Origin of the sequence: Brenneria sp. hezel4-2-4, assembly GCF_013155275.1 — a bacterium.
Taxonomy (GTDB): Bacteria; Pseudomonadota; Gammaproteobacteria; order Enterobacterales; family Enterobacteriaceae; genus Brenneria.
On the sequence record NZ_JABJXS010000006.1, the window covers coordinates 198,719 to 222,446 of the forward strand.

General features: G+C 55.2%; 19 protein-coding genes. 2 read left to right on the forward strand and 17 right to left on the reverse strand.

The window, feature by feature from the left end:
• Positions 1–23 precede the first annotated feature (23 nt).
• Entirely contained in the window at positions 24–1,028 is a 1,005-nt protein-coding gene (gene fbp / locus HOY33_RS13975) for a class 1 fructose-bisphosphatase (RefSeq protein WP_172290830.1), read from the reverse strand.
• A gap of 168 nt (positions 1,029–1,196) precedes the next feature.
• Between fbp and mpl the strand changes: the two genes are divergently transcribed.
• Positions 1,197–2,582 carry a UDP-N-acetylmuramate:L-alanyl-gamma-D-glutamyl-meso-diaminopimelate ligase gene (gene mpl, locus HOY33_RS13980; RefSeq protein ID WP_172290831.1) on the forward strand — a complete coding sequence of 462 codons (1,386 nt, stop codon included), beginning with the start codon at positions 1,197–1,199 and terminating at the stop codon, positions 2,580–2,582.
• A 96-nt stretch (positions 2,583–2,678) separates the two neighbouring features.
• Here mpl and HOY33_RS13985 read toward each other — a convergent pair whose 3' ends face one another.
• From HOY33_RS13985 to nnr, 11 genes are all read right to left on the reverse strand, one after another.
• Positions 2,679–3,977 carry an adenylosuccinate synthase gene (locus HOY33_RS13985; protein WP_172290832.1) on the reverse strand — a complete coding sequence of 433 codons (1,299 nt, stop codon included), beginning with the start codon at positions 3,975–3,977 and terminating at the stop codon, positions 2,679–2,681.
• Positions 3,978–4,076: 99 nt separating this feature from the next.
• Positions 4,077–4,277, reverse strand: a complete 201-nt coding sequence (locus HOY33_RS13990) for a DUF2065 domain-containing protein (RefSeq protein WP_172290833.1) — start codon at positions 4,275–4,277, stop codon at positions 4,077–4,079.
• 276 nt (positions 4,278–4,553) lie between these two features.
• Positions 4,554–5,543 (reverse strand): protease modulator HflC, encoded by a 990-nt coding sequence (gene hflC / locus HOY33_RS13995; RefSeq protein WP_172290834.1) that lies wholly within the window; start codon positions 5,541–5,543, stop codon positions 4,554–4,556.
• A gap of 3 nt (positions 5,544–5,546) precedes the next feature.
• On the reverse strand, positions 5,547–6,812 hold the full coding sequence (hflK, locus tag HOY33_RS14000) for an FtsH protease activity modulator HflK (protein ID WP_172290835.1): 1,266 nt from the start codon (positions 6,810–6,812) through the stop codon (positions 5,547–5,549).
• A 91-nt stretch (positions 6,813–6,903) separates the two neighbouring features.
• Entirely contained in the window at positions 6,904–8,184 is a 1,281-nt protein-coding gene (hflX, locus tag HOY33_RS14005; RefSeq protein WP_172290836.1) for a ribosome rescue GTPase HflX, read from the reverse strand.
• 92 nt (positions 8,185–8,276) lie between these two features.
• Positions 8,277–8,573, reverse strand: coding sequence for an RNA chaperone Hfq (gene hfq, locus HOY33_RS14010; RefSeq protein WP_048637380.1), 297 nt, complete (start codon positions 8,571–8,573; stop codon positions 8,277–8,279).
• A 100-nt stretch (positions 8,574–8,673) separates the two neighbouring features.
• A complete protein-coding gene (miaA, locus tag HOY33_RS14015) occupies positions 8,674–9,615 on the reverse strand; it encodes a tRNA (adenosine(37)-N6)-dimethylallyltransferase MiaA (protein WP_172290837.1) in 942 nt (313 codons plus the stop codon).
• A complete protein-coding gene (gene mutL, locus HOY33_RS14020; RefSeq protein ID WP_172290838.1) occupies positions 9,608–11,539 on the reverse strand; it encodes a DNA mismatch repair endonuclease MutL in 1,932 nt (643 codons plus the stop codon). Before mutL ends, miaA begins: the two co-directional genes overlap by 8 nt.
• Before the next feature lie 51 nt (positions 11,540–11,590).
• On the reverse strand, positions 11,591–13,279 hold the full coding sequence (amiB, locus tag HOY33_RS14025; protein WP_172290839.1) for an N-acetylmuramoyl-L-alanine amidase AmiB: 1,689 nt from the start codon (positions 13,277–13,279) through the stop codon (positions 11,591–11,593).
• A complete protein-coding gene (gene tsaE / locus HOY33_RS14030) occupies positions 13,276–13,755 on the reverse strand; it encodes a tRNA (adenosine(37)-N6)-threonylcarbamoyltransferase complex ATPase subunit type 1 TsaE (RefSeq protein ID WP_172290840.1) in 480 nt (159 codons plus the stop codon). Before tsaE ends, amiB begins: the two co-directional genes overlap by 4 nt.
• Positions 13,752–15,278: a bifunctional ADP-dependent NAD(P)H-hydrate dehydratase/NAD(P)H-hydrate epimerase gene (gene nnr, locus HOY33_RS14035; protein ID WP_172290841.1), complete on the reverse strand. Its 1,527-nt coding sequence runs from the start codon at positions 15,276–15,278 to the stop codon at positions 13,752–13,754. Before nnr ends, tsaE begins: the two co-directional genes overlap by 4 nt.
• Before the next feature lie 168 nt (positions 15,279–15,446).
• Between nnr and queG the strand changes: the two genes are divergently transcribed.
• Positions 15,447–16,586 (forward strand): tRNA epoxyqueuosine(34) reductase QueG, encoded by a 1,140-nt coding sequence (queG, locus tag HOY33_RS14040; RefSeq protein ID WP_172290842.1) that lies wholly within the window; start codon positions 15,447–15,449, stop codon positions 16,584–16,586.
• Positions 16,587–17,161: 575 nt separating this feature from the next.
• Here the strand turns inward: queG and ahpF are convergent.
• The 5 genes from ahpF to HOY33_RS14065 form a co-directional block, all read right to left on the reverse strand.
• On the reverse strand, positions 17,162–18,730 hold the full coding sequence (gene ahpF, locus HOY33_RS14045) for an alkyl hydroperoxide reductase subunit F (protein WP_172290843.1): 1,569 nt from the start codon (positions 18,728–18,730) through the stop codon (positions 17,162–17,164).
• 72 nt (positions 18,731–18,802) lie between these two features.
• Positions 18,803–19,366, reverse strand: coding sequence for an alkyl hydroperoxide reductase subunit C (gene ahpC, locus HOY33_RS14050; RefSeq protein WP_172290844.1), 564 nt, complete (start codon positions 19,364–19,366; stop codon positions 18,803–18,805).
• Positions 19,367–19,649: 283 nt separating this feature from the next.
• The gene (locus HOY33_RS14055; protein ID WP_172290845.1) at positions 19,650–20,777 is read right to left on the reverse strand and encodes an ABC transporter ATP-binding protein; all 1,128 of its coding nucleotides are present in this window, start codon (positions 20,775–20,777) and stop codon (positions 19,650–19,652) included.
• A 69-nt stretch (positions 20,778–20,846) separates the two neighbouring features.
• Positions 20,847–22,217 (reverse strand): aminopeptidase P family N-terminal domain-containing protein, encoded by a 1,371-nt coding sequence (locus HOY33_RS14060; protein ID WP_172290846.1) that lies wholly within the window; start codon positions 22,215–22,217, stop codon positions 20,847–20,849.
• Positions 22,218–22,230: 13 nt separating this feature from the next.
• Positions 22,231–23,721, reverse strand: a complete 1,491-nt coding sequence (locus tag HOY33_RS14065; protein ID WP_172290847.1) for a M81 family metallopeptidase — start codon at positions 23,719–23,721, stop codon at positions 22,231–22,233.
• Between the last annotated feature and the right edge of the window lie 7 nt (positions 23,722–23,728).

Genomic DNA, 23,728 nt, shown 5'->3' on the forward strand with positions numbered 1-23,728 from the left:
GCTAAATCAGACGACAACGCCAGTTACTCATCCGGGAACTCACGGATAAAACGCTCAACGTCATTGACCATCGATTCCGTCCCCACAAAGAAAGGCGAACGCTGGTGCAGCTTCTGCGGCATGATGTCCAGAATACGGTTTTTGCCGTCGCTGGCTTTACCGCCCGCCTGCTCCGCCAGAAACGCCATCGGGTTGCATTCATACAGCAAACGCAGCTTGCCTTTCGGGTAGCTCGCCGTGCTCGGATAGAGATAAATCCCGCCTTTCAACAGGTTACGATGAAAATCAGCGACCAGCGAACCAATATAACGTGAGGTATAAGGGCGCAGCGTCGATTCGTCCTGTTCCTGACAGTATTTAATGTATTTCTTCACGCCCAGAGGAAACTTGATGTAATTCCCCTCGTTAATCGAGTACATGTTCCCTTTTTCCGGGAAATGAACTCTTTCATGCGACAGGCAGAACACGCCAAGAGACGGATCGTAGGTAAACGCATGCACGCCGTGCCCCGTGGTGTACACCAGCATGGTGGACGATCCATAAACAATGTAGCCTGCGGCGACTTGCTTATTACCCGGTTGCAGGAAGTCGTCTTCCGTTACCGAGCTTCCCAGGGGGGTAATACGGCGGTAGATAGAGAAGATGGTGCCGACGGAGACGTTAACATCAATATTGGAAGAGCCATCCAGCGGATCCATCAACACGACATATTTCGCGTTTTCCGCCCGATCGCCTTCAAAGATAACTATTTCATCCTCTTCTTCAGAGGCTATGCCCGCAACCTCACCGCGCGCTTTTAAAGCGGCTTTCAATTTTTCATTGGCATACAGATCAAGCTTCATCTGTACTTCGCCCTGAATATTGGAAATGCCGCTGGTTCCCAGGATATCAACCAGACCCGCTTTGTTAATATCGCGGTGGATGATTTTGGCACCCAGTTTAATCGCTGACAGCAGCGCGGTAAGCTCACCGGTGGCATGAGAGAAATCGTGCTGTTTTTCGACGATAAATTCGCCTAACGTTTTCATAACACTATTCCAGAGTCTACGGATGAAAAGCGGTTCCATTTATACACCGCCAACGTTTTCGCATGCAGTGTAGCCCAAAGAGAAAGTGAGTACCTAGTCAAATCCATTTCTTATGATGGTTTCATAGGGTTAGAATGTGCGCAGACTCACTGTATAGATGGAAACTGTATGCGCATTCATATTTTAGGCATCTGCGGCACCTTTATGGGCGGCCTGGCGATGTTGGCCCGTTCATTAGGGCATCAGGTAACGGGTTCAGATGCGAACGTCTATCCCCCCATGAGCACTTTACTGGAAGAACAGGGGATCACGTTGATTCAGGGATATGATCCTGCGCAGCTCGATCCCGCCCCCGATCTGATTATTGTGGGCAATGCGATGACGCGCGGAAATCCTTGCGTTGAAACCATGCTGGAACAAGGGCTGCCGTATGTGTCCGGTCCGCAATGGCTGCATGATTATGTCTTGCGCGATCGTTGGGTGATCGCGGTCGCCGGTACGCACGGCAAAACCACCACGGCGGGAATGGTCGCCTGGATCCTGGAGGATTGCGGCTACCAGCCCGGTTTCGTGATTGGCGGCGTCCCCGGAAACTTTACGGTCTCGGCCCGTTTAGGCGACAGCCCGTTTATGGTGGTCGAAGCAGACGAATATGACTGCGCCTTTTTTGATAAACGATCTAAATTCGTCCATTACAGCCCGCGCACGCTCATTCTCAACAATCTTGAATTCGATCACGCCGATATCTTCGATGATCTGAAAGCCATCCAGAAACAGTTCCATCATCTTGTCCGTTTGGTTCCCGGCAGTGGGAAAATTATCCTGCCCGCCAATGATATTCACCTCAAGCAAACCATGGCGATGGGGTGCTGGAGCGAGCAGGAACTGGTGGGCGAAGACGGTGTCTGGAACGCCAGGAAAGTCTCGACGGATGCCAGTCAGTATCAGGTTTACCTGAATGGCGAGCAGGTTGGTGAAGTGCAATGGAGTCTGGTTGGCGAACACAATATGCACAACGGCTTGATGGCTATTGCCGCGGCCCATCACGTTGGGGTTCTGCCCGCCGATGCCTGCCGTGCGCTGGGGGGATTTATCAATGCCCGCCGCCGTCTTGAATTACGCGGTACGGCACACGGCGTCGCCGTCTACGACGATTTCGCTCACCACCCTACGGCGATCCTGGCGACACTGGCCGCGTTACGCAGCAAAGTCGGCGGAACCGCCCGCATTCTGGCGGTACTCGAACCGCGCTCCAACACCATGAAGATGGGGATGTGCAAAAACGAACTTGCGCCGTCACTGGGTCGCGCCGACGAAGTCTTTCTATTCCAGCCGCAGCATATTCCCTGGCAGGTTGCCGAAGTCGCGGAATCCTGCGTACAGCCCGCACACTGGAACGCCGACATCGACACGCTGGTCGATATGATTGTGAAAGCGGCGCAGCCGGGCGATCATATACTGGTGATGAGTAACGGCGGGTTCAGCAACATCCATAATAAGCTACTGGATGCATTGCAAAATAAAGCCCGTGCGGAAATTGCCGCGGGCAAATGAGAAACAGCAAAAAGGACGGAAACCCGTCCTTTTTTATGCTTTGCCTTCCAGCTCGTTAAAATCGCTCAGCGACTTATGAACCGGGGCTAAGTCCGTTCAAGCGTCAAACGGATCGCGCAGGATAATCGTTTCACTGCGGTCCGGGCCGGTAGAAATAATGTCCACCGGGACGCCGGTCACTTCTTCCACACGTTTAATGTAGTTCAGCGCCGCCTGCGGCAATTTGTCGCGCTCTTGCACGCCAAACGTGCTTTCGGTCCAGCCTGGCAAGGTTTCATAAATCGGCTCAATACCTTCCCAGCCTTCCGCGGCCAGCGGAGTCGTATCCACCTCGCTGCCATCAGGCATACGGTAGCCGACACAGATTTTGACTTCTTCCAGGCCGTCCAGCACGTCCAGTTTGGTCATGCAGAAACCAGACAGTGAGTTGATCTGTACTGCGCGGCGAACCGCAACGGTATCCAGCCAGCCGGTACGGCGACGGCGACCGGTCGTCGCGCCGAATTCATTCCCTTTCTGGGAAAGATACTCGCCGACATCATCAAACAGCTCGGTCGGGAACGGGCCGGCGCCAACGCGAGTAGAATAGGCTTTAACGATACCCAGCACATAGTCAACGTAGCGCGGGCCAAGGCCAGAGCCGGTCGCCACACCGCCTGCCGTGGTATTGGAAGAGGTGACATACGGATAAGTGCCGTGGTCGATATCCAGCAGCGTACCCTGCGCCCCTTCAAACATAACGAAATCGCCGCGCAGGTGCGCTTTATACAGCAGGTCGGCAACATCAACCACCATGCCGGTCAGGATGTCGGCGACCGCCAGGACATCATCCAGCACTTTCTGGTAGTCAACCGCGTCGACTTTGTAGTAGTTGACCAGTTGGAAGTTATGGTATTCAACGATTTCTTTCAACTTAACGGCAAAGGCTTGTTTGTCGAACAGATCGCCGACGCGCAGCCCGCGGCGGGCGACTTTATCTTCGTAGGCCGGGCCGATACCGCGCCCCGTGGTGCCGATTGCCTTCGCGCCACGTGCTTTTTCGCGCGCGTTGTCCAATGCGACATGATAAGGAAGAATCAACGGACAGGCTTCAGAAAGCAGCAGACGTTCGCGTACCGGGACGCCGCGCGCTTCAAGATCCGTCATTTCCTTCATCAGCGCATCCGGCGCCAGCACCACGCCGTTAGCGATGATGCTGACAACATTTTCACGCAAAATGCCAGAGGGAATTAAATGAAGAACGGTTTTTTCACCGTTGATAACCAGAGTATGGCCAGCATTGTGGCCACCTTGGTAGCGCACAACATATTTAGCCCGTTCAGTCAGCAGGTCGACGACCTTGCCTTTACCTTCGTCACCCCATTGGGTGCCCAGTACGACGACGTTCTTACCCATCTCAAGAATCACCAGGTTGCTTAAAAAAGGATTCTAACATCTCATCTGCTCGCTTTCAGTACTTTTAGCATACGTTTGCGCACATTTTTCAGATGAATTTTAACTGCCTATCCGGCTACGCAACATATAGTAGATCACGCATCCGGCAACCACTATTCCGCCCCCGAAACGCCGTAATGTGTTATCAGGCAACTGCGCCATTGCCAGAATCATACGCCGCCAGATACGGGGAAACAGTAACGGCCCCAACCCTTCGATAATCAACACCAGCCCCAAAGCTATCCACACGGTTGTATTCATAAGAACTCCATAAAAAATCGCCGGGGCGATTTTCAACGTCGCTTGCGACGGCCCGCAGGGTGGCGGGCAGAAGCCCGTCATAAAAAATCGCCGGGAGCGATTTTAAACGTCGCTTTCGACGGCCCAAAGGGTGACGGGCAGGATAGCCCGTCATAAAAAATCGCCGGGGCGATTTTCAACGTCGCTTGCGACGGCCCAAAGGGTGACGGGCTTCCAGCCCGTCATAAAAAAAGCCCGTAAGATACGGGCTTGAAGTCAGCTTGATCAAGCTAATGATTAACGACGGAGAGTTGTATCCGGCGATTTCATATAGCGGAAGAAATCGCTGTCCGGACTCAACACCATGACATCCTGATTAGAGCTGAAGCTGCTTTCATACGCACGCAGGCTACGAATGAAGGAGTAGAAATCAGGATCCTCGCTAAAGGCCTGGGCAAACAGTTTCGCTGCTTCCGCATCGCCTTCACCACGGGAAATACGTCCCTGGCGCTCAGCTTCCGCCAGCGTACGGGTTACCTCGTAGTCCGCCGTCGCTTTTAACTTCTCAGCCTCTTCCTGGCCTTGCGAACGGTGACGACGCGCTACCGCTTCACGCTCTGCACGCATACGTTGGTAGATGGCGTCAGACACTTCGGTCGGCAGGTTGATCTGCTTGATCCGCACATCGATAACTTCGATACCCAGCGCAGCCATGCTGTTCGGGTTAACGTGCGGCTGGGCGCCGGTCGTTTCCTCTGCAACACGCGCCGCGGCCGAAGCAATCGCGTTATCCGCTTCCGTCGTCTCACCCGTCCCGGTATTCAATGCTTCACGCACATCGGTCATTAACTGCCCGCGGGAATCGGTAACGATACCTTTCAAATCCAGACGACCAATCTCAGAACGCAGACGGTCGCTGAATTTACGTTTCAACAGGACTTCCGCCTGAGAAACATCACCACCGCCGGTCGCCAGATAATAGCGGCTGAAATCACTAATCCGCCATTTGATATAGGAATCAATGATCAGGTCTTTCTGCTCTTTGGTGATAAAGCGATCGGCCTGGTTTTCCATGGTCTGAATACGCGCATCCAACATCTTCACCGAATCTATGAACGGAATTTTAAACTGCAATCCCGGAGCATAAATCAGCGGTTTGTTTTCATCATCGCGCAACACTTTGCCAAAACGCATAACGATGCCACGCTGGCCTTCCTGCACCACGAACAGTGACGCATAGACCACCATCAGTACCAGGATCAGGATAAATAGTAAGGGCTTACGCATTGATTATTCTCTCCCTACTCGAGTGATGTCATCACGCTGCGCATTTGCTCTGCGCTGATCCATGATATTTCCGTTGTTGCTGCTTCGCGTCTGATTGGTGTTAGCGCCGCTGTTGCCCGATGTGGCAGGCAAACGCAGTGGGTTGGCGCTACTGCTGTTGTTGCTTTGCGGATTTTCGCCGCTGTTTGATCCGCGCAACATTTGATCCAACGGCAATACCATCAGGTTGCCGCCTTTATCATTAACCAGCACCTTACGGGTATGGCTCAGCACTCGCTCCATGGTTTCGATATACAGACGCTCACGCGTGATCTCAGGCGCGGCTTTATATTCCGGCAACACTCTGGCAAAACGGGCGACTTCACCCTGAGCTTCCAGAACGGTACGAGTTTTATAAGCGCGAGCCTCTTCCAGAATACGCTGAGCCTGACCGTTGGCGCGCGGCTGAACCTCGTTGGCATAGGCTTCCGCTTCACGAATATATTGCTGCTCGTTTTCACGCGCGGCAATGGCGTCGTCGAACGCCGCCTTCACCTCTTCCGGCGGACGCGCCGCCTGGAAGTTGACGTCCAGCAAGGTGATACCCATGTTGTACGGACGCACCGTTTCTTCCAGTACGCGCTGGGTGTCGGTACGCACGATGGTCCGGCCTTCAGTCAGGATCTTATCCATGGTGTATTTACCGATCACGCCGCGCAACGCGCTGTCCGTCGCCTGACGCAAGCTATCATCCGCATTGGTCACGCTGAACAGATAACGTTCCGGTTCCGTCACACGATACTGGACGTTCATTTCGACGCGAACCACGTTCTCATCCGATGTCAACATCACGCCAGACGTTGCCAGTTCACGCACCGACTCCACGTTAACGGCTCTGACAGAGTCGATAAACGTCGGCTTCCAGTTAAGGCCGGGCTCAACCTGATGGCTGAATTTACCAAAGCGTGTTACCACGCCCCGTTCCGCCTCTTTGATGGTATAGAAACCGCTGGCGGCCCAGATGACGACAGCCGCAACCGCGACAATACCGACCACCCGCCCGCCAAGGCCGGAACCGCCCGAAGTCCCGCTGTTGCCGGAACCCGTGCCCTTTCCTCCTCCCAGATCGCTGAGTTTTTTGCTCAGTTTACGGAAGATATCGTCCAAATCCGGTGGCCCCTGATCTCGGCCGCCTTTATTATTACTTCCGCCAGAGTTGCCGCTATTGTTATTGCTGCTCCCCCACGGGTCGCGGTCCTGTCCGTTATTACCGGGCTGATTCCACGCCATGTTTTAGCTCCATTCTTTATGATAGGTGTTCTTCAGGTTCAATATCCCAGAGTCCGTCAGACTATTTCGCCATTCAGACAATATCTGCCAGTCAGACAATATAATCCGCCAGTTCCTGCTCTTGTTTACAGAGGCGGCGCCAGTCGGCAATCGGCATGCGAATCGTTAAACCGATATGCCCGTCCTCTTCAATCCATTCTTTTTCTATTGCCTGAAGCTGGTAAAAACGGCTGCGCAAACGTCCGGCCTGCGGAGGAAGACTCAATGAATATTGTGCGATTTCCCCAGATAGCCGCTCGGTCAACGCTTGAAATAGCAACGGAATACCTTCACCGGTTTGAGCTGAAAGCCAGATTCTGACCGGTAAATTTTCTTCGTTGCGATCGATACGCGGTATGAAATCTTCCAGCATATCAATCTTGTTCATTACTAACAGCGTAGGAATCTCATCGGCTTCGATTTCTGCCAATACCGTATCTACCGCATCAATATTCTCGTCAAGACGAGGATCGGCGGCGTCCACAACATGCAATAACAGAGAAGCCTGACGCGTTTCCTGTAACGTAGCCTTAAACGCAGCCACCAAATCGTGCGGCAACTGCCGGATAAAACCTACGGTATCCGCCAACACCGTATCACCGACATCATCCACCTCAATACGGCGCAATGTGGGATCCAGCGTGGCAAATAACTGATCGGCCGCATACACGCCTGCCGATGTTATCTTATTAAACAGCGTGGATTTGCCGGCATTGGTATAACCCACCAGCGAAACCGTCGGCACATCAGCGCGAACGCGCGCCCTGCGCCCTTGTTCGCGCTGTTTTTCCACCCGTTCGAGACGGGACAAAATCTGGCTGATGCGGTTACGCAGCAGACGGCGGTCGGTTTCCAACTGGGTTTCCCCGGGGCCACGCAAACCGATGCCCCCTTTTTGCCGCTCAAGGTGCGTCCAGCCGCGAACCAGCCGAGTGGCAAGATGACGCAGCTGCGCCAGCTCTACCTGTAACTTCCCTTCGTGGGTACGCGCACGCTGGGCAAAAATATCCAGAATCAACCCGGTGCGATCGATAACGCGACACTCGCATAAGCGCTCAAGATTACGTTCCTGAGCCGGTGTCAAAGCATGATCGAACAACACCACAAAAGCGTTGGTATCTTTTACCGCCTGAGCAATTTCCTCGGCTTTGCCTTCGCCAACAAAATACTTGGGGTGAGGCGCCTTACGGCTGCCGGTAATTACCTGCAATGACTCAACGCCGGCAGAAGAAACCAGAGACTCAAACTCCAGCAGGTCTTCCGTATCTTTATCTTGCGAGAAGTAAATATGAACTAGTATGGCTCGTTCACCAGCTTCATAACGGTCAAACAAGCGAGTAACCTCTCAAACGATCAAAAAGCACCAGAGCGGAGGAAACAGGCGATGTATTCCGGCCCTCCGCCATGGTGAATTGACAATACGCTTTATTCAGCGTCATCACTTTCCTGCGGCTGTTGCTGACCAGCCGGATTGCTACCATGATAATTGCTGGTGCCTGGATTATTGCTGTGATGAGACACCGGACGGGATGGAACCACGGTAGAAATGGCGTGCTTATACACCATCTGGCTAACCGTATTCTTTAACAAAATGACAAACTGATCAAAAGACTCAATCTGACCTTGCAACTTAATACCATTCACCAAATAAATCGAAACCGGAACACGTTCGCGACGCAATGCGTTCAGGAACGGATCTTGCAAAGATTGCCCCTTAGCCATTCTATATTTTCCTTATTTGTTTGTTGTTTGTAACAAAGAACCCTATGGCTCTAAAAAATTTGTGCGCTGAGACCTAGCCAATTGTACACAATCACCCAACCTATGCACTAACAACCTGTATTACCTTGTCCAGTGCTTCTTTTGGCTTTTCACTATCCAGCCAGCAAACATCATCCCAACCGCGCAACCAGGTCATCTGTCGCTTGGCAAGCTGCCTCGTCGCACAAACTCCCCGATAAACCATTTCATCATAATCAATTTCACCGGATAAATATGACCACATCTGGCGATAACCGACACAACGAATGGAAGGCAAATCCCTGTGCAAGTCATTGCGGGCAAACAGCGCCCGGGCCTCCGCCTCAAAACCTGCCGCCAACATCTGATGAAAACGCAGTTCAATACGCTGATGCAACAACTCACGCGTCGCCGGGGCGATGGCGAACTGCTGAACCTTATACGGCAACGCTTCACCGGACATTTTTGTCAGTTCAGTTAAAGTGTTACCTGAAACGAAAAAAACTTCCAGTGCCCGAGAAAGTCTCTGCGGATCATTTGGATGAATCCGAGCCGCGGCAACCGGATCTATCTCACATAAGTGACGATGCATGGCTCCCCAACCGACGTCTTTCGCCTGTTCTTCTATACGCTGCCGCACCACGGCGTCGGCAGAAGGCAATGGCGACAATCCTTCAAGCAGGGCCTTAAAGTAAAGCATGGTGCCCCCCACCAGCAGGGGGATACGCCCGGCGGCGCTGATTTCCGCCATTTCCCGCAACGCATCGCGGCGAAAATCAGCCGCGGAATACGATTCCGCCGGGTCGAGAATATCGATCAGGCGGTGCGGCGCCTGAGCCAACTCTTCCGCCCCCGGTTTCGCGGTCCCGATATCCATTCCCTTGTAGATGAGGGCTGAATCAACACTAATCAACTCTACGGGTAAATGTTGGCGCAACGCCATTGCCAGCGCCGTTTTACCCGATGCCGTCGGCCCCATAATAAAAATGGCCGGGGGAAGCGACGCCTTTTCAAAATCACTCATGCTTCAAAGCCCTGATGGCGCTATTGATGTCCATCATATATAAAAGTTCGGGCGGCGGAGCCTTTACCAACTGAGGGCAAAGCCGCTCGACATCCGTCAAAAGTTGTATCGCCTGGGAATGGCTCCAGCTTTGCTGCTCGCTCTTCAACCGGGTCGCCAGCCACCCGGCCAGAGCGTCCGGTTCCGTGGTTTGAGAATCGGCCAGATAGCCTAACAGTTCAGAGATCAAGTTTTGTAAATTTTGTTGGCGCAATGGTAAAGGTACGGCGCGTAACGTGGCGCGTTGTGACTCAACCACAATATCAATACCAAAAAGCGCCAACAGGGTCTGATATTCTGCCACTACCGCCCTCTCTGATTTATTCAGCGTCAGGCGCTGAGGAATCAATAACGGCTGTGGGCGCAGCCCGCTTTCGGGCGGCGTCAACTGCACCTGCTTCAGGAAACGTTCCGCGACCGGCAAAGACAGTAACGCTAATCCCTTATGGTATTCCAGCAAAGCATAACAAGGCGGATAAACGGTAAGCACGCGGCCAAATCCCGCGGCGTTGCTTTCGAGCGGAGAGGCGATGGACGCGCGTATTTTTTCACCTTGCGTATCCGCTATCGGCGCCGTTTTATCAGGCTGCGGCGCCGCTCCGGCGTCGGAACGGGGTTGCGCCGGCGCGGCAACCGGCTGGCGGGATGACGACTCACTGACATCTTCGGCTTGCAGCAGTTTTCGGTACAGTTCGCCTTGTTTCTTCTGATAGGCAGGCGCCGTGGGATAATGGGGTTCACGGGCCTTACCCGCATGACCGGCAGATTTTTCCGCCGCTGTGGATGTCGGCTGGGCAAAATGGTTTTCACCGGCGGCGGTGCGATTTTCCTGTCGCCAATGAATTGGCTGCTCCGTTCCCGGTTCAGAGAGGGCGAGCGCAGGCGCAGAGGTCTGCTGTAGTACCGTCATCACCGCCTGATAAATAAAATCATGCACCAGCCGAGCCTGATGAAACCGGACTTCGTGTTTGGCCGGATGCACGTTGACATCCACCTGGTGGGGATCGATTTCCAGATACAGCACATAGGCCGGTTGCCGATCGTCGCTAAGCCGATCCTGATACGCCTGCCGGATAGCATGGTTGATTAACCGATCGCGCATCATCCGTTGGTTCACATAGCAGTACTGCATCTCGGGCAGTGGTTTCTCCCCGGCGGGATCGGCCACCCAGCCATGAATGGTCAAATCGTCATGCTGCCACGACACCGCCAGCGCTTGCTGTAAAAACACGCTGCCGCAGATGCTGCCGAGGCGTCGCTCATGCTGCGACGGATCGGTTACAGGCCGGTACTGCCGGATCAACTTCCCGTTGTGGTGCAACGTGATGGCGACATCAAACCGCGCCAGCGCAATTCGGCGAACGACCTCATCGATATGGGTGAACTCGGTTTTCTCCGTACGCATAAATTTGCGGCGGGCCGGCGTATTGTAAAACAGATCCAGCACTTCCAGCGTGGTGCCGACCGGGTGAGCGGCCGGCTTGACCGTTACCGACATATCGCGCCCTTCGGCATAGGCCTGCCAGGCTTCGGACTGCTGGGCGGTACGCGAGGTTAGCGTCAGACGGGAAACCGAACTGATGCTGGCCAGCGCCTCGCCGCGAAATCCCATACTAACGATGGCTTCCAGATCGTCGAGCGTGGCAATCTTGCTGGTCGCATGACGCGCCAACGCCAGCGTCAGTTCATCTTTGCCGATGCCCGCGCCATTGTCGCGGATACGAATCAGCTTAGCGCCGCCGCGTTCTATGTCGATCTCAATACGCGTCGCGCCGGCATCCAGACTGTTTTCCACCAGTTCTTTGACCACGGAAGCAGGACGCTCCACCACTTCCCCGGCCGCAATCTGATTGGCCAATTGCGGCGGCAGAACCTGAATCGGCATGGCGTTTCCCTCTTACATTATCCGGATGAAAAATCAGCGTAAAACATCAGCTCATGCGGACGGAATAATCAACGTCTGGCCCAGTTGTACGTTGCCCGAGTTCATCGCATTGACCTGCTGGATCTCTTTCATGCTGACACCATAACGAGCGGCAATCGCACTCAGGCTATCGCCCCGCACCACTTTATGCTTCACGGGCGCGGCTTTTTTCGCGCTGGCCGTCAAAACCGGCGACGGCGATTTGGCGCCTGCCGCCGGGATGGTTAAACGTTGCCCGATCCAAACGATATCCTTGTTCAGCTTATTCAGTTCGCGGATCGATGCCATGCTCACGCCGTAGCGCGTTGCGATAGCTGACAGCGTTTCGCCGCGCACCACGGTATGGCGGGTGGTTGCGGTGCTATTACTCCCGCTTTTCTTTTCAGTCGCGGCGCCGGTCGCGCTTTTATTCGTCGCTGACGACTGAACCGAGCGACTTTCCGGCTTTGGGACAGATTGCAGCGGGTGCGTCTGGAAATAACTTCTCAGCCCCTGATAAATCGCGTTGGCGATTTTCTCCTGATAATCATTGCTGCCCAGCAACCGCTCTTCCGCCGCGTTACTGATAAACCCGGTTTCAACCAGCAATGAAGGAATATCGGGCGAACGCAACACGCCCAGACTGGCGTGCTCCGGACGGCGCTTATGCAGTCCGCCGACGCGCTGAAGCTCTTGCAATACCTTGGTGGCGACGTCATAACCGACGCGCTGCGAGTGCCCGAATTGCAGATCCAGCACCGCCTGGCTCAGATAGGGATCGGCATTGTTGTTTGCCAATAAATCGCCGGCGCCGCCCAACAGTTCGGATTGTTTCTCATGCTGTTCCAGCCAGGTCGCCATTTCGCTGTTTGCCCGGCGATTGGACAACACCCATACCGACGCCCCGGTCGCGCTACGATTCGGCGCGGCGTCCGCATGAATTGAGACCAGAATATTGGCGCCCTGTTTACGCGCGACATCCGAGCGCCCCATCACCGAGATAAAATAATCACCGTCGCGGGTCAACACCGGCTTAAAGGCAGGGTCGCGATTCAGCAACGCCTGCAACTTACGTGAAATCGCAATGGTGACGTTTTTCTCGCGCAGCCCATTCTGGCCGATGGCGCCGGGATCCTGTCCGCCGTGTCCGGCATCAATGGCCACCACCACGCGTTCACTGTTCCCCGTCGCCCGCGCGGGCGTTCGGGCTGAGGCGTTGCTATTCACCACGACCGTCGGTTTATTATTAAACGGATTCTTCTTCGGCTCGCTCGTCGCCGGCCGCGGCTGACTGGGCGCCGCCGGCGCGCTTTTCTGCGCCACCGCTCTGGGTTTATCGCCGCTGACCGTAAAGACCACGCTATACCCCGAGCCGGTCTTCTGCGTGACCGCCCGCGTCCTGGCGGGCTGCGTCAAATCCAGCACCAAACGTATGCTTTGCGCATCCTGCGCATTGCTGGTGCGAATGCGCTTAATCAGATTTTGCCCGCTGAAATCCAGCGGCAGTCCTTGAATCAGCGCCGTCTGGCGAATATCAATCACTACCCGCTCAGGATTATTGAGCGGGAAGAATGCATAGATAGGCTGCTCGCTAAAAGTCAGGCTGACCGTTGCCTGAGCGGCGGCATTATCCACTTTAATATCAGACAGATTGGCCGCCCAACCGGTTCCCGCCAGCATCAGCCAGACGCAGGCGAACAGCGTGAGAATGCGATTCATCATGGCGTTGTCCCTGTCCGCTCGGCCAGCCGTTGCAGAATGGCCTCTCCCTGCGCCGATACGGCTGAGAGGTCCGCCTGCCGCCCTTGTTCCCGATAGCGCAAATGCAGTTCAAGATCGGCTGAAGGCAATACGCCCGCCCCCTGCTGGGGCCATTCAATCAGGCAGATAGCATCCTGAACCAGATAATCACGAATACCCATAAATTCCAGCTCTTCCGGATCGGCAAGGCGATAAAGATCGAAATGATATACCGCCAGCGGCGATAACGCATAAGGTTCGACTAAGGTATACGTCGGGCTTTTCACATTTCCCTGATGACCCAACGCCTGCACAAAACCACGGCTGAACGTCGTTTTTCCGGCGCCGAGATCGCCATATAAATGCACAACGCAGGCAGATTCACAGACTTTAGCCAACGCGGCGCCTAATGCGAGGGTTGCTGCCTCATCCGGCAGAGAGAACGCAATTTTTTTCATTCTGTCTTTTCTACGGGTATCCATTCGGGATTGACATACTGAGACAACACCGGCATCAAATCGGTTGCCAGCATACCTCGGGTTCCTCGCTGTACCGCCAACTGGTCAGCCGCCGCACCGTGTATCACACACCCCGCACAGGCGGCATCATACAGCGAGAGCTTCTGCGCCAGCAAACCGCCGATAATTCCCGACAACACATCTCCCATGCCGCCGGTCGCCATACCGGGGTTTCCCACATCCGCAATCGCCAATTGGCCCTGTTCATCGGCAATCACCGTACCTGCGCCTTTTAATACCACGATGCCGCCATAGCGTTTTACCAGTTTTTGAGCCGCAAGTAAGCGATCGCTTTCAATTTCAGACACACGGCAATTCAATAAACGGGCCGCCTCTCCGGGATGCGGGGTTAACACGCGATTTTGCCGTTTATGCGGATTGATTGCCAGCAGGTTAAGCGCATCAGCATCCCATAACATGGGTTTGTTACAATTTTCTGCTAATCGCAGCGCATTTTTCCCCCATTCATCCTGCCCCAGTCCCGGCCCAATCACCACGACATCCGCCCATTCCAGCCCGTGTCGTAAGCTCTCCCCCGTCAGTTCCTGCACCATCAGTTCAGGGCGCGCCGTCAGCAACGCCGCCAGGTATTGTTTGTGAGTAAGCACTCGCACCAAGCCGGCCCCGCTGCGCAGAGCGGCCTCTCCCGCCATAAACATCGCGCCGCCCATGCCGTAATTACCGCCGACAATCAGCAATCGGCCGTTATCGCCTTTGTGCGCGCCCGGACGCCGGGGTTTTAACCATTCGCTCAACAACGTGCCTGATAGCCGCCGGATCGGCGCAGTTTTTCTGCTTATCCACGCAGATAACCCTAACGCATTATAGTGTAGCCGCCCTACGCAATCGCGGGCGTTTCCCGTCAACAATCCCGGCTTCAGGGCGATAAACGTCACCGTGTGCGCCGCACGAATAGCCTCGCCCGCACATCCCCCGGTTTCCGCGTTTAATCCGGAAGGAATATCCAGCGCGACGACCGGGGCGGAATGAACGTTTGCCTGAGTAATTAACCTGTCATAGGGCGAACGCGGCGCGGCGGTCAGGCCGGTGCCCAGCAATCCGTCAATAATCAGATCGACGCTTTCCGGCCATACTTCGTCAGCGTCATGAACATCCCCGCCCTGAGCCAGCCACGCCTGACGCGCGGCCTGCGCTTCCTCGGGCAAAGGGCGTTGCCCGGTACAGACGATCACATGCGGCGTGATCCCCGCGGCCAGCGCCAGCGAGGCGACCACGTAACCGTCACCGCCGTTATTTCCGTGTCCGGCGAGAATCAACCAGTGCCGGGCAGAAGGATAATAACGACGCGCGACCTGAAAAGCCGCCTCTCCCGCACGCTGCATTAATGTATTCAATGATACTCCGGCTTCGCCGGCCGCGGCGGCTTCTTCAGCGCGCACCCATTCGGCCCGGAAAACTGAATGTGGTAAAGCGTCTGTTCGATACCTTTTTTGCTCAGACATCGCTTCCCCCTTAGGGTTTTACTGGATGCTTCCAACTTAGCAAGCAACCGGAGCAACTACCAGACTTAGCGCCGGCCTCACGCGGGATGTTGTCAAATCAGCAGAACGGCGATGGATAAAAAGGAATGTGGTAAAATAAACGCGTCTTTATTCCTTTTACGGTTCGTCATGACATACCCCTACGATCTCAGTGAATTAGCACAACTTATCAAGCAATGGGGTCAAGATCTGGGCTTCCAGCAGGTGGGGATTTGCGACACCGACTTGTCTGCTGAAGAAGTAAAATTACAGGCCTGGCTGGATAAGCAATATCACGGCGAAATGGAATGGATGGCGCGTCACGGCATGCTGCGGGCGCGTCCGCATGAACTTCTTCCCGGTACGCTGCGGGTGATCAGCGTGCGCATGAATTATCTCCCGGCTAAAGCGGCGTTCGCCAGTACATTGAAAAACCCTCAGTTGGGGTATGTCAGCCGCTATGCGCTGGGTCGCGATTACCACAAATTGCTGCGCCAGCGTCTGAAAAAGCTCGGCGAGCAGATTCAGCAGTATTGCGGGGAGCTGAACTTCCGTCCGTTCGTCGACTCCGCGCCGATTATGGAACGCCCGCTGGCGGCTAAAGCCGGGCTTGGATGGGTTGGTAAACACTCACTTTTATTAAACAGGGAATCAGGCTCCTGGTTCTTTCTCGGCGAATTGCTGATTGACTTGCCGTTGCCTGTCGACCAACCGCAGGAAGAGCAGTGCGGCCGCTGCGTCGCCTGCATGACCACCTGCCCTACCGGGGCGATTGTCGCGCCCTATACCGTGGATGCCCGGCGCTGTATTTCCTACCTGACGATCGAACTGGAAGGCCCGATCCCGGAACAATTTCGCCCGCTGATGGGCAATCGCATATACGGTTGCGATGACTGCCAGTTAATTTGCCCGTGGAACCGTTTTTCGCAGTTGACCGACGAAGCGGATTTCAGCCCGCGGGCCGCGCTGCATACCCCGGAATTACTGGATTTGTTCAGTTGGAATGAGGAAAAATTCCTGCGCATTACCGAAGGTTCGGCTATTCGGCGTATCGGCCATATTCGATGGCTGCGGAATATTGCCGTGGCATTGGGCAATGCGCCTTATCTGGATCGGATCGTCCTGACGCTGCAAAGCCGGCTCGGGGAGAGCGAGCTTTTGGATGAACATATCCTTTGGGCCATTCAGCAGCAGTTGATGCGCCGTGCATCACAGGAAATTGAGGTGCAATCATCTCAGAAAAAAAGACTGGTTCGTGCGGTAGAGAAAGGCTTGCCGCGCGATGCATAAGCCATCAGACGTGATGTATCAATTTGTCGCCCAGCCTGTGCATAAATATAAAAAGTCTTTGACAATCAACTGCCACAAAAAGTACAAGCGATCGTGATAACGTTTTATAAGTAATTTTTATCTATAAATATCAATGCAATAGAAAATGAAGCGTTGTCCGCCGGATAAGCGCGCGAATGCAGAACCCACCGGCAACCTGTGGATAAGTCTGTTCAAAAAAATATGATTTTTTATGTGGATTAATGAAAAAAGAGTAGTAACCGATGAAAAAAATAACCACAAAAGCAAATACAGCGAGGGGTCTAAGCATTAACAGTTGAACGCTTCGATTAAAACAATTTCCCTGCCTGATGCGAAGAGTGGACGGCATTATGAATTTGTTATCGTCCTTTGGCAAGCCCTGCATCACATTTTTTAGCAACCCAGAACGGCAAAAAACCCATTCAGCATCGCTCAATGGGTTGGTACGGAAAAGTCTGATTATTCGGAAGATACGGCGGGAATATCTTATCCCGCCGTATTTGGATATGACGGTGAAAAACCCTACCGGCGGTACTCCGCCGCCAGGGTCGAACTCATGCGGTCGGCTGAGTTCTGATCAGATAATCAAACGCGCTCAGTGAAGCTTTCGCGCCTTCCCCGGTGGCAATGATGATCTGTTTGTACGGCACCGTGGTGCAGTCGCCGGCGGCAAATACGCCTTTGACGCTGGTTTCGCACTTGGCGTCAATTTCAATTTCACCGATCCGGTTTCTGGCTACCGTGCCTTCCAGCCAGTGGGTATTCGGCAACAGACCGATCTGGACGAAGATCCCTTCCAGCGGCAACTCGTGCTGCGTATCGCTGACGCGATCCTTGTAGCTCAACCCGGTCACTTTCTGGCCGTCGCCCTTCACTTCCGTGGTCTGCGCGTTCAGAATGATATCGACATTCGGCAGGCTGCGTACTTTCTCCTGCAATACCGAGTCCGCCTTCAATTCTGGCGCAAACTCAAGCAGAGTCACATGTTTCACCACACCGGCTAAATCAATGGCCGCTTCCACACCGGAGTTGCCGCCGCCAATCACCGCCACATGCTTGCCTTTGAACAGCGGGCCGTCACAGTGCGGGCAGTAGGTGACGCCGCGCGTACGGTACTGATCTTCACCGGGCACGTTCATGTTTCTCCAGCGTGCGCCGGTGGCGATAATCACGCTACGTGATTTGAGCGTGGCGCCGGATACCGTAATGACCTGGTGCGGCTTGCCCGGTTCGCTGGCCGGGATCAGCGCTTCCGCGCTCTGCGCGTCGATAACGTCTACGTCGTAGTCGTCAACGTGGCTCTTCAACGCGGTCGCCAGTTTGGCGCCTTCGGTTTTCGGCACGGAAATGTAGTTTTCGATGTCCACGGTATCCAGTACCTGGCCGCCGAAACGCTCGCCCATCAATCCGGTGCGAATCCCCTTGCGCGCTGAATATACCGCCGCCGCCGCGCCTGCCGGGCCGCTGCCGATAATCAACACATCATATACGTCGCGCTGGTTCAGTTTCTCAACCTGTTTGGCGCCAGCGCCGGTATCAATCCTGGTGACGATCTCGCCGAGAGTCATGCGGCCCTGGCTGAAATGTTCGCCGTTAAGGAATATGGTCGGCACGCCCATGACGTTACGACTTTGGATCTCGTCCTGAAACACGCCGCCGTCAATCGCGGTGTGGCTAATGTTCGGGTTCAGAACGGCCATTAAATTCAGCGCCTGCACCACATCCGGACAGTTGTGGCAGGACAGCGAGTAATAGGTTTCAAACTGGAACTTACCATCAAGATGGCGAATTTGATCGAGTAATTCTTTCGCTTCTTTCGACGGATGACCGCCCACCTGCAACAGCGCCAGAATCAGCGAGGTAAACTCGTGACCCATCGGTGCGCCGGCAAAACGCGGGCCGCTTTGAGAACCTGGGTTGGTTATCAGGAATGAGGGTTTACGCACTGCCAGGTCATTGTTTTCAACAAAGCTAACCTGTTCGGATAACCCAGCGATCTCGGTCAGTAACTCTCTTACTTCAGACGATTTAGCTGATTCATCCAGAGTCGCAATCAACTCAACAGGTTTGGTTAATTTTTCCAGATAGGCTTTTAACTGGACTTTCATTGTATTGTCGAGCATCGGTAATCCTTAGTGCAAAAAATCGGGTGCCTGGCACCCGATATAAACATCACTATCTCAGCGGGGCCGGACTTAGATTTTACCGACCAGATCCAGAGACGGCGCCAGCGTCGCTTCACCTTCTTTCCATTTGGCCGGGCAAACTTCACCGGGGTGAGCGGCAACATACTGAGCGGCTTTCACCTTACGCAGCAGGTCGGATGCATCGCGGCCGATGCCTTCGGCAGTGATTTCCACCGCCTGAATGATGCCCTGCGGGTCAACGATGAACGTTCCGCGGTCAGCCAGACCTTCCGCTTCACGCAGGTTGTCAAAGTTACGGGTCAGTTGGCCGGTCGGGTCGCCAATCATGGTGTATTTGATTTTGGCGATGGTTTCAGAACTGCTGTGCCACGCTTTGTGCGTAAAGTGGGTGTCGGTGGAAACAGAGTAGATCTCCACGCCACGCGCCTGGAATTCGTCATAGTAGTCAGCCACATCGCCCAGTTCGGTCGGGCAGACAAACGTAAAGTCAGCTGGATAAAAGAAGAACACGCTCCATTTGCCTTCAATGTCCTTTTCGGTCACTTCGATGAATTTACCGTCTTTAAAGGCCATGTTTTTGAATGGTTTAACTTGGGTATTGATTACTGACATCACTTTATCCTCATATGTGTTGGCTTGGGGAATAAGGTATAGAAGTGTGACCTTGATCACCAATCTGTTGTCTTTATCGAATCGATAAGTAATACCTTACTTGGCGATAGGTGAAATAGTGGCATCGGCATAGTGCGGCGCTAAGCGATTGAGGGAGAACGGGGGGATTTCAATGCAGAGAAGATGCTCGCGGCAGGGACGGCAAGCTACTTCAAGGCTACGGCATCTATTTCGCCATTCAGTTGATGACCGAACACCGACAAGTCTGGGGATACCGGTTCGTTTAATTGCCCGATGTATTAAAGACGTTTTTGAGCCGAAAATAATCCCCCGCCACACGCCGTCCACTCTCCTGTTCAAATAGGTGGATCTTATCCAGACAGGGATAAAGCTTCAGCATCTCTCCCGGTGCACCGCTGAAGCTGGCGTCCAGCCGCACACAGTAATCTTCGCCAGTATGACGGAAATAAACCAGCGTCTCCTGACCGAGCGGTTCAACCACATCAATAGTCACCGGCAGGCAGGCCGCCTCGTCACCGCTCAGCGCCCAGTGCTCAGGGCGAATGCCTACCGTCAGTTTCTCCCCGGCAAGGGAGGCTGCCGCCAGAGTTCGCGGCAACGGCAACGTGATGTCGCCCGGAAGCGACAGAGTCGGCGTTTCATCGCGGAAGGTCAACGTGGCCGGAAAGAAATTCATCGCCGGAGAGCCGATAAAACCGGCCACAAAGCGGGTATCGGGAAAATGATACAGGTGCTGCGGCGGGCCGGATTGCTCAATGCGGCCACCGTTCATCACCACGACGATATCAGCCAGGGTCATCGCCTCCGTCTGATCATGGGTCACATAAATGGTGGTGGTCGGCACGGCCTGGTGCAGCCTCTTGATTTCGGTACGCATACGCACCCGCAGGCTGGCATCCAGATTGGAGAGCGGCTCGTCGAACAAGAACAGCGCCGGATTGCGCACCATCGCCCGGCCCATCGCCACCCGTTGACGCTGTCCGCCGGACAACGCGCGCGGTTTGCGATCGAGTAAGGTTTCAATCTTCAATATGGCGGCGATTTCATCAATACGTCTGGCGATCTCCAATGCCGGCAGACGCCGCTGTTTCAGACCGAAAGCAATATTTTGACGCACCGTCATATGAGGATATAGCGCATAGTTCTGGAACACCATCGCGATGTCCCGCTCTCCCGGCGGTAATTGATTGACCGCCCGATCGCCGATGCGGATCTCACCCGAGCTTATCTCTTCCAGTCCGGCGATCATCCTGAGCGTGGTGGACTTACCGCAACCGGAAGGCCCTACCAGCACCACAAAGGCGTGATCGGGAATGTCCAGGCTGATACCGCGCACAGCATGATAACCCTCATAGTGCTTTTCTACCTGGTGGAGTGATACTTTCGCCATAAAAACCGTTCCCGTAAAGTTATTTCATTTGATACGCCGTCCCGTAACCGGGCCGGCAACAAAGCGAACCTACTCACATACCAGCAGTTGGTCGGCGGCCAACCAACAGGGCGCCAGACACAGCGGCGTGTTGGACAAAGGCAGTATCGAAGGCCGCAGGCTGACACCCAGCTCATGCCGCATAAAGTGGCGTCGCGCTTCAATACGTTGCCATACGGCAGGATAGTGCTGACTGAGCTCACGGCACAGCTCGGCGTCAGCGAAAGTGACGGCGTCCTCGCAGTTAAGCGCCCAGCCTTCTGGCACCGGTGTCGGAATCACATCTACCTGAAACGGCATACCAGAATGGATGCGCTCTGTCGAACCCAACCGAACCGGGGTGTTGACCCATTCGTCATGCCCCACCAGATGGCCGGGATTCAACGCCGAACTCAGTCCCCCCTGCGCCAGCGCGTCAGTAACCCGGCCGAACAGTTCATCACCACTGACGCCAATATCCGCAGTTTCATACCAGGTCAGCAGTCCGTGGAAATAGGCCTTGGCGATACCGGTAAACATGTCGTTCTCGGTTGCCAGCAGACCGGCGCGGGACGACAGGCCGCCCCAGTAACTCACCGCCGTGGTCACGCCGTCGCCCTCGGCCAGCCGCCGCCCGCCGGGGCTGGCCAACCCTACCACCGGTCCCTCTCCGGGACGACTGGAGGAGAACATGACATGGGCGCTCAGCACTTCTCCGGCATAGCCCATGCGCGCGGCGGCGGACAACTCACTCTCACCCGGACGTGCGCCGCTGACCATACGCCATACGGCGGCCGAAGCCCGGGCCGCCCCCCATTCCTGAGCGGCTATCTGGTGCACATCCACCACAGCTCGCAAGCCGGTTTCCGGGTGCATCAGCACCGGCGTGACGTCAGTCAACGCCTGGGCATCCCCCAGAACCGCTCTCAGTGCATCCACCACCAGCGCCGAAGCGTGAAACGTGGGCAGCGGCGCCTGCCATTCCTCTGCCAGCAGATATTTCCAGCCCACCAGCCCGGCACGTTGACCCGGCGTCAGTCCAGCCTGACGCAGTACCGCCACCAGGTCTGGCTGTTGGCTACGATCCTGACCCAGCAGACTCATGGACTGACACAACAGCACCTCTATGTTGGTCAAGCCGGCGCGGGATACATAGCTCTGACTCTCATTGCCGGTAATAACGATGCGACGTTCACCAGGACCGAGCAACAACAGCGCCTCCTCGAAACGCGGCTCGAAGCCGGATAAGAACGCGATATTGGCCAGATGCTCACGATCGGCATACACCACCAGCCAGTCGCAGCCGGCTGCGTGCCAGGCCTTCTGGCAACGTGCCGCATAAATCTCAGGGGGGATCGCCGGCGCCGTTTCCGGCAGACCAAAATCCGGCAAGGTGACGGTACGCAAATTCAGTTTACGCATAAGGGATGCTTCCTCAGTCTGGGGTGGTGTAGGTATTGGCGGCGGCGGACCACTGCCCTTCGGGGTCCAGCGGCCAAACCGGGCGCGGCACCTGGCTGAAAGGCAATCGGCACACATCCAGATTGGCGGCACCGTCGCTCATCAGCAGAATATGGCGGGCGGAGATGTCCTCTAACTGCGGATGCAGATAACCCAGTTTGACCACATAAGCCTGATGAGCCAGAGGATCGATTCCCATCATGGTGAAATGAGCCGGCGTAGTGATACCGATGGACGCGGCATGGAACGTGACCAGTACATGGTCGATACGCACCCGTGCCCATGCAGCGCTTTCACGTAAATAAGGCTGGAAGCCGTCGGGTCGTAACTCGTCATCTACCGCCTCCACCACCGCGCTGACCTGCCGTGCGGTTTTGGGCGCCGATCGATGTTCCGCCCCGAGCGTTAGTTGTACGATGGCTCCGATCCCAGCCTGACGGCATTGCTGCACAATGCCGGGCGCCGTGATACCCGCGACCACCACATCGGTAAGTGCTGGTTCGGCCAGCACCGCCTGTAGCACGGTGGTCAAATCCCCGTAAGCGCCGGCGGTGGTGTTGTCGCCGGAATCAGATAGAAACAACGGACGTTCACGGGCTTCGGCAGCACGGCGGAGTCCCTCCACCACTCCGGCGGTTTCCATACGCAGGATAAAATCCCGCCGACGCGCCCAGATATCTTCGGCCAACTGTTGCGCCTGACGGGTAGCCAGCGCCAGATCCCCTTGTGCGGTCACATAAGCGGTCATGCCCACCCATGGACGATCGTTCCAGGCGAAGCCAACCAGTATATTCGCGTCCATGATGCCCGGCAGCGCATTGATTTCCGGCAGGCGAGCATACAGTTCTTTGCCCGGGGAGGTAGTGGTCACCGATTGCTCGCCAGGGATCAGCATCGGGATGCGCACTGCGGCGATTTTAGGCCGCCGACCGCTTTGCAGAATTTGTATCAGTTGGTGAGCGGCGCGATAACCGGTTTCCTGATCGTCACGGTGCGGTGCGGTTCGCAGGGCGCTAATAGCATCCACCACCGCCAGCATCTGCTGTGTGATATGACCATGCAGATCCAGTGCTACCGTAATGATCGCTTGCGGGCCGACCGCTTCACGCACCGCCATCGCAAAATCAGTATCGGCATGGCAACTCAGGCCGTGTACCTCCATTGCCCCGTGGTTCGCCAGCACCACACCATCCAATGGTCCGGCATTACGCAATCCTTGCAGACATTCCGCTTTTACCTGCTGGTAAATCTCCGCGGTAAAACCGCCGCCGGGCAGCGCAGTGGCCCACAGAATCGGCACTATTTCCACGTCGCTCTCTTCATTCAGGCGCTGCTCTATACCACGCACCAGCCACAAACCGGCGCCAAGCATATTTCGCCCACGCTGGATCTCCATGGTCTCGGTCGGCACCGGCGAGCGCAGTAACGCCTCATAAGAGATACCGAGTACAGCAATGCGTTTCATAAATCCT